The sequence below is a fragment of the Thetidibacter halocola genome (genome assembly GCF_018224955.1).
Lineage (GTDB): Bacteria > Pseudomonadota > Alphaproteobacteria > Rhodobacterales > Rhodobacteraceae > Thetidibacter > Thetidibacter halocola.
Genome location: NZ_JAGTUU010000009.1, coordinates 54,720 through 68,160, shown reverse-complemented (window position 1 = coordinate 68,160; position 13,441 = coordinate 54,720). Strand labels below are relative to the sequence as shown.

The window sequence follows — 13,441 nt, the reverse complement described above, 5'->3', positions numbered from 1 at the left end:
GGGCGGGGTCATGCCCCGCCCCGTGATCCGTGGGTCAGCGTTCGACGCAGAGCGCGACGCCCATGCCGCCGCCGATGCAGAGGGTGGCGAGGCCCTTCTTGGCGCCGCGGCGCTTCATCTCGAACAGCAGGGTGTTCAGGACGCGGGCGCCCGAGGCGCCGATCGGGTGGCCGATGGCGATGGCGCCGCCGTTCACGTTCACGATCGACGGATCCCAGCCCATGTCCTTGTTCACGGCGCAGGCCTGCGCGGCGAAGGCCTCGTTGGCCTCGACGAGGTCGAGATCCTCGACCTTCCAGCCGGCCTTGGCCAGCGCCTTGCGGCTGGCATGGATCGGACCCACGCCCATGATCGACGGGTCGAGACCCGCGGTGGCGTATGAGACGATGCGCGCCAGCGGTTCGATCCCGCGCTTTTCCGCGGCCTCGGCCGACATCAGCAGCACGCCCGCAGCCCCGTCATTGAGCCCGCTTGCGTTTGCGGCGGTCACAGTCCCGTCCTTGACGAAGGCAGGACGCAGTTTCTGCATGCTGTCCAGCGTCGCGCCGTAGCGGATGTATTCGTCCTTGTCGACGATCGTCTCGCCCTTGCGGGTCTTGATGGTGAAGGGGACCACCTCGTCGTCGAACTTGCCGGCCTTTTGTGCGGCCTCGGCCTTGTTCTGGCTGGCCAGGGCGAATTCGTCCTGCATCTCGCGGCTGATCTGCCATTGCTGCGCGACGTTCTCGGCGGTCTGGCCCATGTGGTAGCCGTTGAAGGCGTCCCACAGGCCGTCGCGGATCATCGTGTCGATATAGGACACGTCGCCCATCTTGTGGCCGGCTCGCAGATGCGCGGCATGGGTCGACAGGCTCATGTTCTCCTGGCCACCGGCGCAGATGATATCGGCGTCGCCCAGCATGATGTGTTGCGCACCCAGCGCCACGGCGCGCAAGCCCGAGCCGCAGACCTGGTTGATGCCCCAGGCGGCGGCCTCTTTCGGCAGGCCGGCGTTGATGTGTGCCTGGCGGGCGGGGTTCTGGCCCTGCGCCGCGGTCAGCACCTGGCCGAGGATCGTTTCCGACACCTCGGACTTGTCGATCCCGGCCCGGGCGACCAGCGCCTCGAGAACGGCGGCACCCAGATCGTGCGCGGGGGTGTTTGCGAAGGCGCCGCTGAAGCTGCCCACCGCGGTCCGGGCCGCGCTCGCGATAACGACGTTGGTCATGTATAGCCCTCCTGCCAAGCATGTATGCCTTGGGATACAGTGATTCCGCGTCTTGCGAAACCATCTCCCGTTGCTTGTCGCGCGAGGGTCTATCCGATGCCGCGCCGCAGCGGAACCGGACAGGGTGTCTCAGCTTTGAGACCGAAGCCGCCGGGGCCCTGTCAGCCAGCCTTTTCGTTTGTGGACTGCCGCCAGGCCGGGCGGGTCGTGGGCGCGCCGAAGTAGTAACCTTGCAGGCAGTCGAGCCCCATCGCCGCCAGGCAATCGGCATCCGCGCCGTTCTCGACGCTTTCGGCGACGGTGAACAGGTCGAACTGCTCGGCGATCGAGACCATGGCCCGCACCAGCACCTGGTTGTCGGGATCCTCGGCCACGCCGCGGATGAACTGGCCGTCGATCTTGAGGATGTCGAAGGAGAAGTCCTTGAAATAGCGCAGCGCAGTATAACCCGAGCCGAAGTCGTCGATGGCGAAGGAGACGCCCTGCGCCTGCACCTCGTCCATGAAGCTGACCACCAGCTCCGGCACGGTGATGGCGGAATGTTCCGTGATTTCCAGGATCAGGCGTTCGCCCACGGTGGGGTCGCTGGCCAGTGCACGGTTGAAGATCTTCATCCACTTGGCATAGCCGATGGACCGCGCCGACATGTTGATCGACAGCCGCATCCACGGTTCGCGGGCCAGTTCGGCCAGCCCCTTTTCCAACGCGATGCAATCCAGCAGGCGGCCGTATTCGGTTTCCTCGACCGCGCCGATGAACTCGCGGGCCGGGATGATCCGGCCGGTTTCGTCCAGCACGCGGATCAACCCCTCGTAGAAGGCGATGCGGTCGGGCGACGCGGCCTGCACAACCGGTTGATAGGCGACCATGACCTGCCGGTGCTGGATGGCGCGGCGCACCATTTCCAGCGTTCCGGCGTCACGCTTGTTCACGGCATACTCGAGCGGGTTGTGCATGCCTGCGGGAATGTCGGCCTTGTGCATGATCGGTCCCCTTGGTCGATCCGGTTATCGCCCGCCGGGATTAAGCGCGCCTTAATGATTTCAATTGCGGCGAATTTCCCCCGGGCAAGGGGCGCTTGACTCTGCGCCGGGTGGCTGTATATGCGGCGCTTCATTGGTGTTGGCGGACCCCGCAAGGGGAACCCTGTCGTCCCGGCAAAATCCGGGGAGAGGACAACGCCCTTCGCAACTGCAGAAGGAGATCAGCCGTGACCAAACGCACGTCTGCCAAGTACAAGATCGACCGCCGGATGGGCGAGAACATCTGGGGCCGCCCGAAATCCCCCGTCAACCGCCGCGAATACGGCCCCGGCCAGCACGGCCAGCGCCGCAAGGGCAAGATGTCCGACTTCGGCCTCCAGCTGCGCGCCAAGCAGAAGCTGAAGGGCTATTACGGCGACATGACGGAAAAGCAGTTCAAGAAGGTCTACATCGAGGCCGCCCGCGTGAAGGGCGACACCGGCGAGAACCTGATCGGCCTGCTCGAGCGTCGCCTGGATGCCGTCGTCTATCGCGCCAAGTTCGTGGCGACCGTCTTTGCCGCCCGCCAGTTCGTGAACCACGGCCATGTCCTGGTGAACGGCCAGCGTGTCAACATCCCCTCCTACCGCGTGAAAGAGGGTGACGTCATCGAGGTCCGCGAAAAGTCCAAGCAGATGGCCGCGCTTCTCGAAGCCACCCAGCTGGCCGAGCGCGACGTGCCCGATTACATCGAGGCCGACCACTCCAAGATGACCGCGACCTTCGTCCGCACCCCGGGTCTGGGCGATGTGCCCTATCCGGTGATGATGGAACCGAACCTCGTGATCGAATACTACGCTCAGAACTGAGCGCGCCGGGTCATCGGGCCCGCGCCTACAGACAGGGGGCCGTCTTTTGGGGCGGCCCTTTTGCTTTTCTTAAGGCCGGATTTGGAACGTTTCGGACCGGCTTAAGGACCGTTTCCCGGCTTTCGTGGGACCAAGGGGCATCGCAACACGCAACCCCGAGGTATCCGACATGGCCTTTTTCGACACTCCGCTCCGCACCGCCCTTCCGGTCAACCCGCTGCGCGCCCTGCTGGCGCTGCTACGTCCCGCCCGCCCTACAGCGCCCCGCGATCCTATCGCCGAGATGCAGGTGCGGGCCCGCCGCGAAGCGGCCCGACTGACCGCCGACCGCCTGATGCACCGAGCGCGCGGGCCCTTCTGAGGTCAGGGCGGAAAGCCCAGCCCCTCCAGCGCCTCTACCATGATCGCGCGCAGCCTTTCGCTGATGAAAGGGCGGGTGCGGTTGTGCAAGGACACCGACATGTCGGGCACCTTGGCGCGGAACCAGTCGGCCATGCGTTCGGCATCGTCCCGACGTCCCAGCGCCCAGTAGCAGCCCATCAGGCTCAGCTGGATCGTGGCGAATTCGGGAAACTCGGTCAGCGCCTGTTCCAGGTGCCGGACAGCCGTCTCGTAGTTGCCCGCGATGATCTGCGCCTGCCCGATGCCCGAGGTGATGATCCCGATCTGCGGATGCAGCGGGCTGATGCGTCGCGCGCGCTGCAACTGCTCGATCGCCTCGTCGGGACGGTCGAGATAGTTGTAGACCCAACCCAGCAGCATTGACACCGTGCCGGAGTTCGGGTTCAGCGCCGCCGCGCGCTGAAGTGCGGTCAGACCCCGCCCTGGCTCGCCGCCAAGATAAGCGATGTAGTGCCCGGCATAAGCCAGCACCAACGGGTCGTCGGTGTTGCTGTCCAGCAGCGCGCGCGCCAGCGGGATGGCGGCGCTTGCCTTTTCATGTGACCACCAGCGCGTGGCGAAGGCGCCGGTATGCGCGTAGCAGATCAGCGCCCGCGCCTGCGCATAGTCCGGGTCCAGCGCGACCGCCCGGTGCAGAAGCGCCAGCCCCTCTTCGAGATTGTCCAGCGTGTTCTGCACATAGACCATCGGCGCAGCGCGCAGGCAGAGGTCGTAGGCGTCGAGGCTTTCGGTGGGCTTGCGGCGCGTCCGCGCCGCCTCGGCCCAGATCAGCTTTGGTTCCAGCGCCGCGGCGACGCTTTCGGCCACTTGGTCCTGCAAGGCAAAGAGATCGTCGGAGGCGCCGTCGAACTTGCCGCGCCACAGCGTGTGCCCTGTCTCGCATTCCACCAGTTGCGTCGAGATTCGCAGCGTCGGGCCGGCCTGCTGAATGCCGCCCTCGAGGACGTAGCGAACGCCCAGTTCCTCGCCCACGGTGGCGAGGTCGACCACCTTGCCCTTGTAGGAAAAGCTGGACGTGGTCGAGACGACAAAGAAGGACGACACCACCGATAGGGCCGAGGCGAGTTCGTTCACGATCCCGTCCACCAGGTAGTCGCGCCCCGGATCGCCGGTGAGATTGGCGAAGGGCAGGACCGCAAGCGAGGGTTTGTCCGGCAGGGGCGGCGCGGCACGGGACGGTCCGTCGGTCGCCGCACCGCCCAGCGTCAGCTTGTAGCCGACGCCTGGGACCGTGCCGATCGCCTTGGCCCCAAGCGCCTTGCGCAGGGTGGCGATCTGCACGGTCAGGTTGCTTTCCTCGACCATCCGGTCGGACCAGACCGTGTCCAGCAGTTCTGTCTTCGAGACCACGCGCTCGGCATTGTCGTGCAGGACCACCAGCACGTCGAAGGCCCGCGCCCCCAGCGACAGGTCTTGCCCGTCCAGCCGGGCCAGCCTTTGAGCCGGCAGGATTTCAAGCCCTGTCATGCGGTCCCTGTTCCGGTGCTGCGACGCCGCCGGCGCCAGACTGGCAACACGCTAGCGCAGGAGCGTCCAGTCACCAACCGTCAGGCAAGGAAAAGGCCGCGTCCCTTGCGGGGCGCGGCCTGTTGCGCGGATCGCGCGGCGCGTCAGACGTAATAGACGTCGCGGAAGACGTGGCGCACGATGTCCTGGCGGCGCAGGCCCAGGCTCTTAAGCTGGGCGTCGCTCAGGGCATTCAGGCGCTCGACCTCGCGGATGCGATGGTTCGACTCGGCGATATTGCTCAGGAACTTGAGGATCGCCTCCCCGAAGGCACGCAGCGGGTTGAGAGGCGTCGTGCTCGGGGCGTGGTTGGTGGTGATATGGGCCATTGCGGTTCCCTTTGTGTTACTGCTTGTCCCTAGTTATGCCGCGCCGCAGCATCGCAGTAGGCACGCATCGGAATAGCCGCTTTTCCGCCGGTGCATGGCTGGGTCATGAAAAAGGGGTGGCACGATGGCCACCCCTGTCGCTCATGGAAAACGGATTCTTTGCCCTAAAGGCCAAACGGGGGATGGGCGCAATGGATCGCCCGCGACTGACTACGACCGCTCGATAGGCGCTCTGCATGACATGTGTGTGACGGGTTGGATCAGAGCGGGTCGCGCCGCCAGTCGTCTGCCCAGGTGACACGCTCCAACCCGGCGAAGCGCGCTGTGCGGTGCAGTTCAGCCTCCAGCCGGTCCTGCCGGCCGGCACCCCAGCGGATGCCGCGTTCAGGCCAGAGCGCGGCGACATGCAGGGCATCGCCCGCCCGCGCCATGTCGATGCGGCCTGCCAGCCGGTCGCCCTCGAGCAGTGGAAAGACGTAATAGCCGTAGCGCCGCTGTGGCGCGGGGGTGAAGATCTCGATCCGGTAGTGAAAGCCGAACAGCCGCTCGGCCCGCTTGCGGTCGCGCAGCGCCGGGTCGAAGGGGCTGAGCACGCGAAGGCGGCCCGGCGGGTCGGGCACGTCGGACAGTGCGTCAAGCGTTTCGGGGCGGGCGTGGCATTGCCGGAGGCCACCATCGGCCTGCGTCACCGTGACGGGCACGACCGCGCTACGTTTGGCTTGCGCCGCCAGCCAGTCCTTCGCCTCGGTCGGCGTGACAATGTCCCAGAAGGCGGCGATTTCGCCGCTGGTGGCAAAGCCCAGCCGGTCCAGCGCGGCGTGACAGAGCCAGTCGATGCTGTCGGCCTCGGAAGGGCGATGCGCCCGAATGCCTTCGGGAACGACCCGTTCGGTCAAGTCATAGACCTTGCGGAACCCTTCGCGCCGCGTCACCGACAGCGCGCCGCTGCGCCACAGGAACTCCAGCGCGGTCTTGGACGGGTGCCAGTCCCACCAGCCGCCGGAACTGCGTCCCTCGTCCTGGCCCATCTCTCCGGACGTGACGGGCCCGTGGTCACGCACATGGGCCAGAACTTCTTCCAGCTTGCCGTGGAATCCGTCGCCGCGCCACTTGCGCCAGCGTTCGGCCAGGCGGTGCCGGTCGCGGGCGAATCGCAGCCGCCAATGCGGCCAGAAGTCGGTGGGAATCACCGCGGCGTCATGCGTCCAGTGCTCGAACAGGGAGCGGTCGCGTTCCAGAAGCGGCGCGAGGTGCGCCGGGCGATAGGCCGGGCGGCGCGCGAAGAGGATCATGTCATGCGCCCGTTCCACGGTGCGCACGCTGTCCACCTGCACGAATCCCAGTTCCTGGATCAGTGCCAGCAGGTCGGCGCCCTTGCCGGGGCCGGAAGGCGTTTCGCCCAGCCCGTGCGCATGCAGGAAAAGCCGCCGCGCCGTGCCGTTCGACAGGCGCATCTCAGCGCCGTTTCAGAGTGTCGCCATAGCTGATCGTCGGCGTCAGTTCGATCACGCGCTCGTCCTCGACGGTGCCGGTGGCGATGCGGTCGGCGATGATCTGAGCCGCCTTGCGCCCGACCTCGGTGCGGCAGGCATCCATCGTGGCAACCCGCCGCGGCAGGCCGTCCAGCAACTCGACCCCGTTGAAGCCGGCAAGACCGATCTGGCCGGGAATGTCGATGCCCTGCTCTAGCAGTTCCAGAAGCCCGCCCGCCGCGATCATGTCGTTGGAGTAATACAGGAAATCGAGTTCCGGATCGCGTTTCAGCATGGCGCGGGTCATCTCGCGCCCCTTGGCCAGCGCCGAGCCGCCGGAATAGAACTCCTGGTCCGCGATCTCGACCCCGGCCTTGGCCAGCGCCTCGGTGAAGCCCTCGAAGCGTTTGCGCGCACGGTGGTCGAGCGGCATCTTGGTGCCCATGAAGCCGATGCGCTGGTAGCCCTGCTTGAGGATCGCCTTGGCCATCTCGCGTCCGGCGCGCCTGTGGCTGATGCCCACGGCGGCGTCGATCGGGATGCCGTCGGTATCCATGATCTCGACCACCGGGATGCCGCTGGCCTTGAGCATGGCGCGGGCCGCGTCGGTATGTTCCAGCCCGGCGATGATGACGCCCGAGGGCCGCCAGGACAGCATCTCGTAAAGGACGCGCTCTTCCTTTTCGGGCAGGTAGTCGGTGACGGCGACGATCGGTTGCAGGTCAGTCTCCTCGAGCACGCTGGAGATGCCCGACATGACCTCGGGGAAGACCATGTTGCGCAAAGAGGGGATGACGACCGCCACCAGGTTCACCCGCTGGCTGGCCAGCGCGCCGGCGATCTTGTTGGGCACGTAGCCCAGCGCCTTGGCGGCCTCCAGCACGCGTTCGCGCGTGGCCTGGCTGACATCGCCGCGGTTGCGCAGCACCCGGCTGACCGTCATTTCGGAAACGCCCGAGGCTTCGGAGACATCGCGGAGCGTCAGGGGACGTGAGTCGTCATTGGCCAAGGGCGGCATCCTTCTTCTGCACCGTGACGTTAGCGCAATCGCCAGCGCGCCGACAAGACGCGAAGCGGGATGACAAGCCCGGCAGGGCGCGTTATGGGGAATTGGGCGGTCCCGTGGCTCAACTGGATAGAGCAGCCCCCTCCTAAGGGGCAGGTTGCAGGTTCGAATCCTGCCGGGATCACCACCTGCCTTTTCACATGCATCGTGATGTGTGCTACCCTTTCACTGACGGTGGCGGAGGACAAATTGGCCGCATTCATCTACACCGGGTTGGAGCCTGGCGAGGGTGTGAACGATACACCTGAAACTGCGGGCCTTGCCGGCGGTGTCGGCGCGTTCACCGATACAAACGGGCAACTCGATTTCCTCATCGATGTCGCCACTTTCACGGGCAGCGTGCAAAGCTACGACGAATACGGCGATCCGGGCACGGACATCGCGGATTTCGTCCTGATGCCCGTCGGCAGCGCGACGCGGGGCCTCGAACTGGGCGTCGCACTCGACCTTGGCGGGCCAATCGACACCCTGTTCTCGAACGGGATCGGAGGCACATTCTACCTCGACTTCACGATTTCCGGGACTGTCAACCAATCGCATTCCCTTCAGGCGGATTGGGGGGCGGCAGCGTCTCTTGACAGCCGCATCGGCGCGCTGACCCCCTATACGACCATGCAGAATGCGGTTGTCGACGCCTACCTGGCGTTGATCCGGAACGTGGATTGGACGGTCGTCGACGAAGTCGAATACAACTCGCTGATCGATCTGAGGAACGAGATCGAAGAGTTGCAGTCCGCGACGGCCACGGGCGCGTTCGACTTTCCGGAAACCGGAGAGTTCGACATCCGGCCGGTTGTCTTCCGGGATCGCGTCCTGGCGCGTTTGCTGGATATGGAATCCTTCTTGCAGAACGTGTTGGCCGGTCAGCCCGAGCTTGCAGCGCTCAAGGAGTCGATCGCCGCCTATATCAAGGTCTTTCGAGGCATCGTGGAGGAGTTCTTCTCCATCCGGTATTTCATCGACGGGATCGAGTTGGGCCCCGGAGATTTCGACGGACTGTCGTTCCATCCCACGCAGATGGAATGGTCCGAGACCTTCGACATCCCGGTCGGCGATGTCCTGTCGCTTGAGTTTACCGGAGGAGAAAGCCTCTGGGTCGATCTGTCGAGTGCGTTTCCGACGATCCTGTCTTCATCGGCTGACTACGGTTTTGGCGCCAGGGTCACGGGTTATGTCTGGCCAAGCGTTGTCTCGCTGGGGCCGGACAACGACAGGTTCGACGGGACGGCCGGCAACGATATCGTCGAGGGACTGGGTGGCAACGACACCCTGTCCGGCCTCGCCGGAGACGACAGCCTGGACGGCGGAGACGGCGACGACAGCCTGTCGGGCGATGCGGATGCCGACACGCTGCTTGGCGGTTTCGGGAACGACACGCTGCGGGGCGGTGACGGCGACGACAGCCTGAGAGGACAAGGCGGTGACGACAGCCTGTTCGGGGGACGCGGGCACGATCTGCTGATCGGCGACGCGGGACATGATGTCATCCAGGGCAGTTCCGGCGACGACACGGCGCTGGGCCAATACGGGAACGACACCATCTTCGGCGGCGCCGGACATGACGAGTTGCGCGGCTATTTCGGCGATGACTCCCTGTCGGGCGGCGACGGGAATGACTGGCTTGTGGGTGCGAACGGCGATGACAGGCTTTTCGGCGGCAATGGCAGCGACACGGTGAGTGGCGGCCTCGGCAACGACCTTGCGCATCTTGGTGCCGGGCATGACAGCTTCGAGGATGGCACGCACACGTCCGAGACGGACAATGACACGATTGCAGGACAAGGCGGGCGCGACACTATCGACGCGGGCAGCGGCGACGACTTGGTCTACGGCAACAAGGGCAATGACCGGATTCTCGGAGGCGATGGAAACGACCGGCTGTTCGGCGGCGAGAACAACGACACCCTTCTGGCGGGGGCGGGCGCGGATACGGTGACCGGCGGCGACGGCAGCGACCGCGCCTACCTGGGAAGCGGCGATGACGTCTGGCAGGACAACGGGCAGGCCACCTTTGGAAACGATGTCGTCCTTGCAGGCAATGGAAACGACACGATCGGCATGGGTGGTGGCAACGACACGGCGACCGGGGGCGCCGGGGCCGACACGTTTGTCTTTTCCGGTCGGATCGATTCGGACACGCTGACCGACTATCTGCCGGGCACCGACCGGCTGCAGATCGACCGGGCGCTGTGGGGCGACGCGCCCCTCGACCAGGCGCGGCTCGACGTGCTGTCGGTCACGGACGCGGTCGGCCTCTTGCTGGATTTCGGCGCGGGCAACACGATCTTCTTCCGGGGCCTGGCGTCGAATGCCGGGCTGATTGACGACATCATGCTGATCTGAGCCGGGGCTCACATCCTCGCCTGCGCCTGACCCGCCCGGTGCCTTGGCTATTCCGACAAAAGCAGCCTGCACAGGGCGGCCATCTGCACCCGGCATTCCGCGATGGTGGCGAGTGTCTGCCGCGGTTCGTCCCGACCTGCGGCCGTCGCGCGCTCTAGCGCCTCCTCGAGGTCAGAGATCCGGTCCGACAGTGCTTGAAGCTGCGCGCCCATCCCCCCGGCCAGAGCGCTGTCCGCTGGGCCGTCGCGGTCGACCAGCGTGACCGCACCGCTTCGTTCCAGCGCGCGCAGACGGTCGAGCGGGGTCTGCGCGGCATAGGCCGACAGGCGGGCGGCTTCGGTATGGGGCATGGGCGTCTCCTGTTGGTGCGTCGCTGCGTGGGACGCTAGCGCCGAAACCCGAAGAAACGGTTACCCCTGTATCAAACGACTTCGATCACGCCCTTGTCGATCGCCAGGACATAACCGCGCCGGGCGATGTTCTTGACAAGCAACTCGCTCACCAGTTGGTTGCCCAACCCGTCGCGCAGACGCTTGATCCGCGTGGCGCCGGCGGCCTCCTCGCAGTCGGTCTCAGACCGACCTGAGATCACCGCCTCGATCTGCGCACCGGTCAGGATGTCGTCGTCCATGCGCGCCTCGGCCAGAACGGCCAGCGTCTCCATCATCGCCTCGGTCAGCTTGAAGCCCATCGTGTTGAGATAGACGGTGTTTTCCTCACGCGAGATGATGAGCGACGAGACCTGGATGCCCGAGCGTTCGATCTGCGCCATGCGCCGGTTCAGCGTGACCAGCATCACCAGGAAGACCAGCGCCGCAATCAGCAGGGCGGCGGCGAAGACCATCAGCACGAAGATCACCATCCGGTAATGGCCCAGCGTGTCGGAAAAGGCGGTGCCCGACTGCGCGAGGATCTCCAGCAGCTTGATCTCGGCCTGCCCGGTCAGGTCGGCGTTCTCGACGAACAGTTGTTCGACCCGCGCGTTGAAGGCGTTGGCGTCGGGCAGGGCGAACAGCAGCACCGCGCCCGCCACGGCGAGGATCGCGGCGATGGCGGCGATGCCGAAGCCGACAATGCGCGACCCGGCGCGGCGGCTTTCGGCGATGTCAGAAGCGGAGGTAGAAGTCACCGGCATTCGCCTTTTTCTGGTCCGGGGGCGTCTCGGCGCTGACGCCGAGGACGGTCAGCAGGGTCCAGCCGCCTGCGGCGAGGCGGCGGGCGGCAGCGTCCTGCGCGGCCGGGGCCGACGGGCAGCCGCCGGGCAGCGCGAGGATGCCGTAATGCAGGCGCAGGGGATCGTCCTGCTTTGCCTTGTATTCGACAAAGCAGTCGGCCCGTGCGGCGCCGGCCAGGGCCAGCGAGACAAGGAGGGTGAGGGCGAGGGTTTTCATGCCGTCACGATGCGGGTCACGCCGCTGAAAGACAATAACCGAAGGGGTCCGGCCGCCCGGTTATCCGATAGCGGGGGGGCGTTATTGCCCGATTTCCGGGGGCGGGGCCAGCGTGGATGCAGGGCGTCCCGTGGCGCTTTGGATCACACACCAGAAAAAGGAACCTGCCCCATGTCCTTCCGCTTCATCACCTCGGTCCTGTCCGTCGGCGCTCTGATTGCCGCAGTCTCTGCCGCCCCCGCAAAGGCCGCCGATGCCGACGATGTCGGCCGTTTCCTGGGCGCGGCGGCCACGCTGTTCATCATCGGCAAGATCATCCAGAGCGAGACCCGCGACGACCGCCGCGAGCACGCCCATTCCGTGTCGCCCCGGCGCGAGGTCGTCACTCCCCGCCACCAGCCGCCGCGTCCCGAGCCGGCGCGCCGCACCCAGTTGCCGCGCGAATGCGCCATCGCGGTCGACAGCAGCAGCACGAACTGGGTGATGGGCTCTCGCTGCCTCGACCGGAACTATCGCGGCGCGCGCCGCCTGCCGCAAAGCTGCCTTGTGACGCTGCGCGGATCGCGACATGACCGCGATGCCTATTCGATGCGCTGCCTGCGCGGCCACGGTTTCGAGGTGGCGTGGCGCTGACACCTTTTCGCTGTCCCTAACGCGCCGCGCGAAAAACCGCGCGGCGTTTTCCTGTTTGGATTAGGGCCCGACGACGCCGACGATCGGTCCCATCATCCGGCCCGGGTCGTTGCGCCCCACCTGCGGCGCAAACAGGCGCGAGACATTGCCGTCGAAGAACAGTGCATCCGGAAGGTTGAGGATGTCGCGGAACAGCCGCCCGAACTCGTGGAAGGTCACCGCGTTGTCCGAGATGGCGAACACCGCGCGCCGCCCGTCCTTTGACGTGCCCACCCCGTTGCGGATGTAGCGTGAGGTGCTGTCGGGCAGGAATCGCGGATGCAGTGCGCCGTCGATCACCAGCATCGGGCCGGATTGCGTGGCATAGCGGCAGGACGGCCTGCGTTCGAGGTAATCCCGCGTCTCGTAGACCCGCGCCGTGCCTCGCCCGATGCAGAAGATGCCGTTGGGCAGCAGGCCGAAATTGCCCGGCCCCGGATTGGGGATCACGCGCATCCGCTCGCGCCCACGCTCGACGTAATGTCCGACCGGAGAGCGGTCCGCGTGGTACATGCCGGCATTCATCGCGAAGAGCAGCGACTCGCCCCGCGCCGCCAGCATCGTCGAGACCGCGTCGAACTGGCCCAGCCTGGCCCCGTCGGGGCCATCGAGGAACAGCCGCAGCTCGTCCTCGGCCGGATCCACGGAGCAGATCGTGTAGCGGTTGCCGATGTGCCGGATCTGTTCGCACTCCAGTGCGGCGGTCTGGGTCGCGAAGCCGAGGCTCAACGACAGGAGGAGGGCCAGCCGCCGCATCGGGTCAATCGTCTAGGTCGCGGCGCACCGCATCCTGCGAGAACAGGCGCCGCGTCTCGTCCAGTTGATCGAAGGTCTCGTCGAGCCGAAAGCGAAGCTCTGGCGCGTATTTCAGTTCCAGCCCCTTGGCGGTGGCGCGGCGGATCTCGTGGCGGTTTTCCTCGAGCCGCTCGAACATCGTGTCGACGTTGCCGCCGCCCAGCGGCACGACATAGGCCGTGGCGACCTTGAGATCGGGGGAAACCCGGACCTCGCCAACCGTGATCGACAGGCGATTGAGGTCGGGGTCGTGGATCTCGCCGCGCGAGAACACCTCGGACAGACGGCGGCGGATCAGCTCGGCCACGCGGAGCTGACGTTGGGTGGGGCCGGAGCCATCCGTGAATCTGTTCTTTGCCATGGCGCAGAGATACGCCCTGCATCCACCTTTGCCAAGCCGGGCGGCACAGGGTAAACGGCGGCAAAC

General features: G+C 66.1%; 15 protein-coding genes and 1 tRNA gene. 5 read left to right on the top strand and 11 right to left on the bottom strand.

From position 1 onward, the window contains the following. Positions 1-34: 34 nt before the first annotated feature. Positions 35-1,207 carry an acetyl-CoA C-acetyltransferase gene (locus KB874_RS19825; RefSeq protein ID WP_212538308.1) on the bottom strand — a complete coding sequence of 391 codons (1,173 nt, stop codon included), beginning with the start codon at positions 1,205-1,207 and terminating at the stop codon, positions 35-37. 161 nt (positions 1,208-1,368) lie between these two features. Continuing rightward, on the bottom strand, positions 1,369-2,190 hold the full coding sequence (locus KB874_RS19820) for an EAL domain-containing protein (RefSeq protein ID WP_212538307.1): 822 nt from the start codon (positions 2,188-2,190) through the stop codon (positions 1,369-1,371). Positions 2,191-2,417: 227 nt separating this feature from the next. On the opposite strand from KB874_RS19820, the gene rpsD reads away from it, so the two are divergent. After that, positions 2,418-3,038, top strand: coding sequence for a 30S ribosomal protein S4 (rpsD, locus tag KB874_RS19815; RefSeq protein WP_212538306.1), 621 nt, complete (start codon positions 2,418-2,420; stop codon positions 3,036-3,038). A gap of 169 nt (positions 3,039-3,207) precedes the next feature. After that, complete coding sequence (locus KB874_RS19810; protein ID WP_212538305.1) at positions 3,208-3,399, top strand: hypothetical protein; 192 nt, start codon at positions 3,208-3,210, stop codon at positions 3,397-3,399. A 2-nt stretch (positions 3,400-3,401) separates the two neighbouring features. On the opposite strand, the gene KB874_RS19805 is transcribed toward KB874_RS19810, so the two are convergent. The 4 genes from KB874_RS19805 to KB874_RS19790 all read right to left on the bottom strand — a co-directional run bounded on the left by KB874_RS19805 (position 3,402) and on the right by KB874_RS19790 (position 7,756). Next, on the bottom strand, positions 3,402-4,907 hold the full coding sequence (locus KB874_RS19805; protein WP_212538304.1) for a tetratricopeptide repeat protein: 1,506 nt from the start codon (positions 4,905-4,907) through the stop codon (positions 3,402-3,404). Between the two features lie 143 nt (positions 4,908-5,050). Next, positions 5,051-5,275: a DUF1127 domain-containing protein gene (locus KB874_RS19800; RefSeq protein ID WP_212538303.1), complete on the bottom strand. Its 225-nt coding sequence runs from the start codon at positions 5,273-5,275 to the stop codon at positions 5,051-5,053. A 260-nt stretch (positions 5,276-5,535) separates the two neighbouring features. Further along, positions 5,536-6,729: a winged helix-turn-helix domain-containing protein gene (locus tag KB874_RS19795; RefSeq protein ID WP_212538302.1), complete on the bottom strand. Its 1,194-nt coding sequence runs from the start codon at positions 6,727-6,729 to the stop codon at positions 5,536-5,538. A gap of 1 nt (position 6,730) precedes the next feature. Then, positions 6,731-7,756 (bottom strand): LacI family DNA-binding transcriptional regulator, encoded by a 1,026-nt coding sequence (locus KB874_RS19790; protein WP_212538301.1) that lies wholly within the window; start codon positions 7,754-7,756, stop codon positions 6,731-6,733. A 107-nt stretch (positions 7,757-7,863) separates the two neighbouring features. Here KB874_RS19790 and KB874_RS19785 point away from each other — a divergent pair. Then, a tRNA-Arg gene (locus KB874_RS19785) sits at positions 7,864-7,940 on the top strand. A gap of 62 nt (positions 7,941-8,002) precedes the next feature. Beyond that, entirely contained in the window at positions 8,003-10,156 is a 2,154-nt protein-coding gene (locus KB874_RS19780) for a calcium-binding protein (protein WP_212538300.1), read from the top strand. A 47-nt stretch (positions 10,157-10,203) separates the two neighbouring features. Here the strand turns inward: KB874_RS19780 and KB874_RS19775 are convergent, their stop codons facing one another. The 3 genes from KB874_RS19775 to KB874_RS19765 all read right to left on the bottom strand — a co-directional run bounded on the left by KB874_RS19775 (position 10,204) and on the right by KB874_RS19765 (position 11,547). Next, complete coding sequence (locus KB874_RS19775; protein ID WP_212538299.1) at positions 10,204-10,506, bottom strand: hypothetical protein; 303 nt, start codon at positions 10,504-10,506, stop codon at positions 10,204-10,206. 71 nt (positions 10,507-10,577) lie between these two features. Beyond that, entirely contained in the window at positions 10,578-11,291 is a 714-nt protein-coding gene (locus KB874_RS19770; RefSeq protein ID WP_212538298.1) for a winged helix-turn-helix domain-containing protein, read from the bottom strand. Next, positions 11,263-11,547 (bottom strand): hypothetical protein, encoded by a 285-nt coding sequence (locus tag KB874_RS19765; RefSeq protein WP_212538297.1) that lies wholly within the window; start codon positions 11,545-11,547, stop codon positions 11,263-11,265. Before KB874_RS19765 ends, KB874_RS19770 begins: the two co-directional genes overlap by 29 nt. A gap of 171 nt (positions 11,548-11,718) precedes the next feature. Here KB874_RS19765 and KB874_RS19760 point away from each other — a divergent pair, with 171 nt between their 5' ends. Next, positions 11,719-12,180, top strand: coding sequence for a hypothetical protein (locus KB874_RS19760; RefSeq protein WP_212538296.1), 462 nt, complete (start codon positions 11,719-11,721; stop codon positions 12,178-12,180). Between the two features lie 60 nt (positions 12,181-12,240). Here the strand turns inward: KB874_RS19760 and KB874_RS19755 are convergent, their stop codons facing one another. Both KB874_RS19755 and rbfA read right to left on the bottom strand, forming a co-directional pair. Beyond that, positions 12,241-12,975: a phosphodiester glycosidase family protein gene (locus KB874_RS19755; protein WP_212538295.1), complete on the bottom strand. Its 735-nt coding sequence runs from the start codon at positions 12,973-12,975 to the stop codon at positions 12,241-12,243. Between the two features lie 4 nt (positions 12,976-12,979). Further along, positions 12,980-13,375, bottom strand: a complete 396-nt coding sequence (rbfA, locus tag KB874_RS19750) for a 30S ribosome-binding factor RbfA (protein ID WP_212538294.1) — start codon at positions 13,373-13,375, stop codon at positions 12,980-12,982. Between the last annotated feature and the right edge of the window lie 66 nt (positions 13,376-13,441).

Bases quoted from the DNA above. Each gene is read 5' to 3' on its own strand.
- KB874_RS19770 (WP_212538298.1), bottom strand. From the start codon at position 11,291: ATGCCGGTGACTTCTACCTCCGCTTCTGACATCGCCGAAAGCCGCCGC.
- KB874_RS19820 (WP_212538307.1), bottom strand. From the start codon at position 2,190: ATGCACAAGGCCGACATTCCCGCAGGCATGCACAACCCGCTCGAGTAT.
- KB874_RS19810 (WP_212538305.1), top strand. From the start codon at position 3,208: ATGGCCTTTTTCGACACTCCGCTCCGCACCGCCCTTCCGGTCAACCCG.
- KB874_RS19775 (WP_212538299.1), bottom strand. From the start codon at position 10,506: ATGCCCCATACCGAAGCCGCCCGCCTGTCGGCCTATGCCGCGCAGACC.
- KB874_RS19755 (WP_212538295.1), bottom strand. From the start codon at position 12,975: ATGCGGCGGCTGGCCCTCCTCCTGTCGTTGAGCCTCGGCTTCGCGACC.
- KB874_RS19765 (WP_212538297.1), bottom strand. From the start codon at position 11,547: ATGAAAACCCTCGCCCTCACCCTCCTTGTCTCGCTGGCCCTGGCCGGC.
- KB874_RS19825 (WP_212538308.1), bottom strand. From the start codon at position 1,207: ATGACCAACGTCGTTATCGCGAGCGCGGCCCGGACCGCGGTGGGCAGC.
- KB874_RS19795 (WP_212538302.1), bottom strand. From the start codon at position 6,729: ATGCGCCTGTCGAACGGCACGGCGCGGCGGCTTTTCCTGCATGCGCAC.
- KB874_RS19800 (WP_212538303.1), bottom strand. From the start codon at position 5,275: ATGGCCCATATCACCACCAACCACGCCCCGAGCACGACGCCTCTCAAC.
- rbfA (WP_212538294.1), bottom strand. From the start codon at position 13,375: ATGGCAAAGAACAGATTCACGGATGGCTCCGGCCCCACCCAACGTCAG.
- KB874_RS19760 (WP_212538296.1), top strand. From the start codon at position 11,719: ATGTCCTTCCGCTTCATCACCTCGGTCCTGTCCGTCGGCGCTCTGATT.
- KB874_RS19805 (WP_212538304.1), bottom strand. From the start codon at position 4,907: ATGACAGGGCTTGAAATCCTGCCGGCTCAAAGGCTGGCCCGGCTGGAC.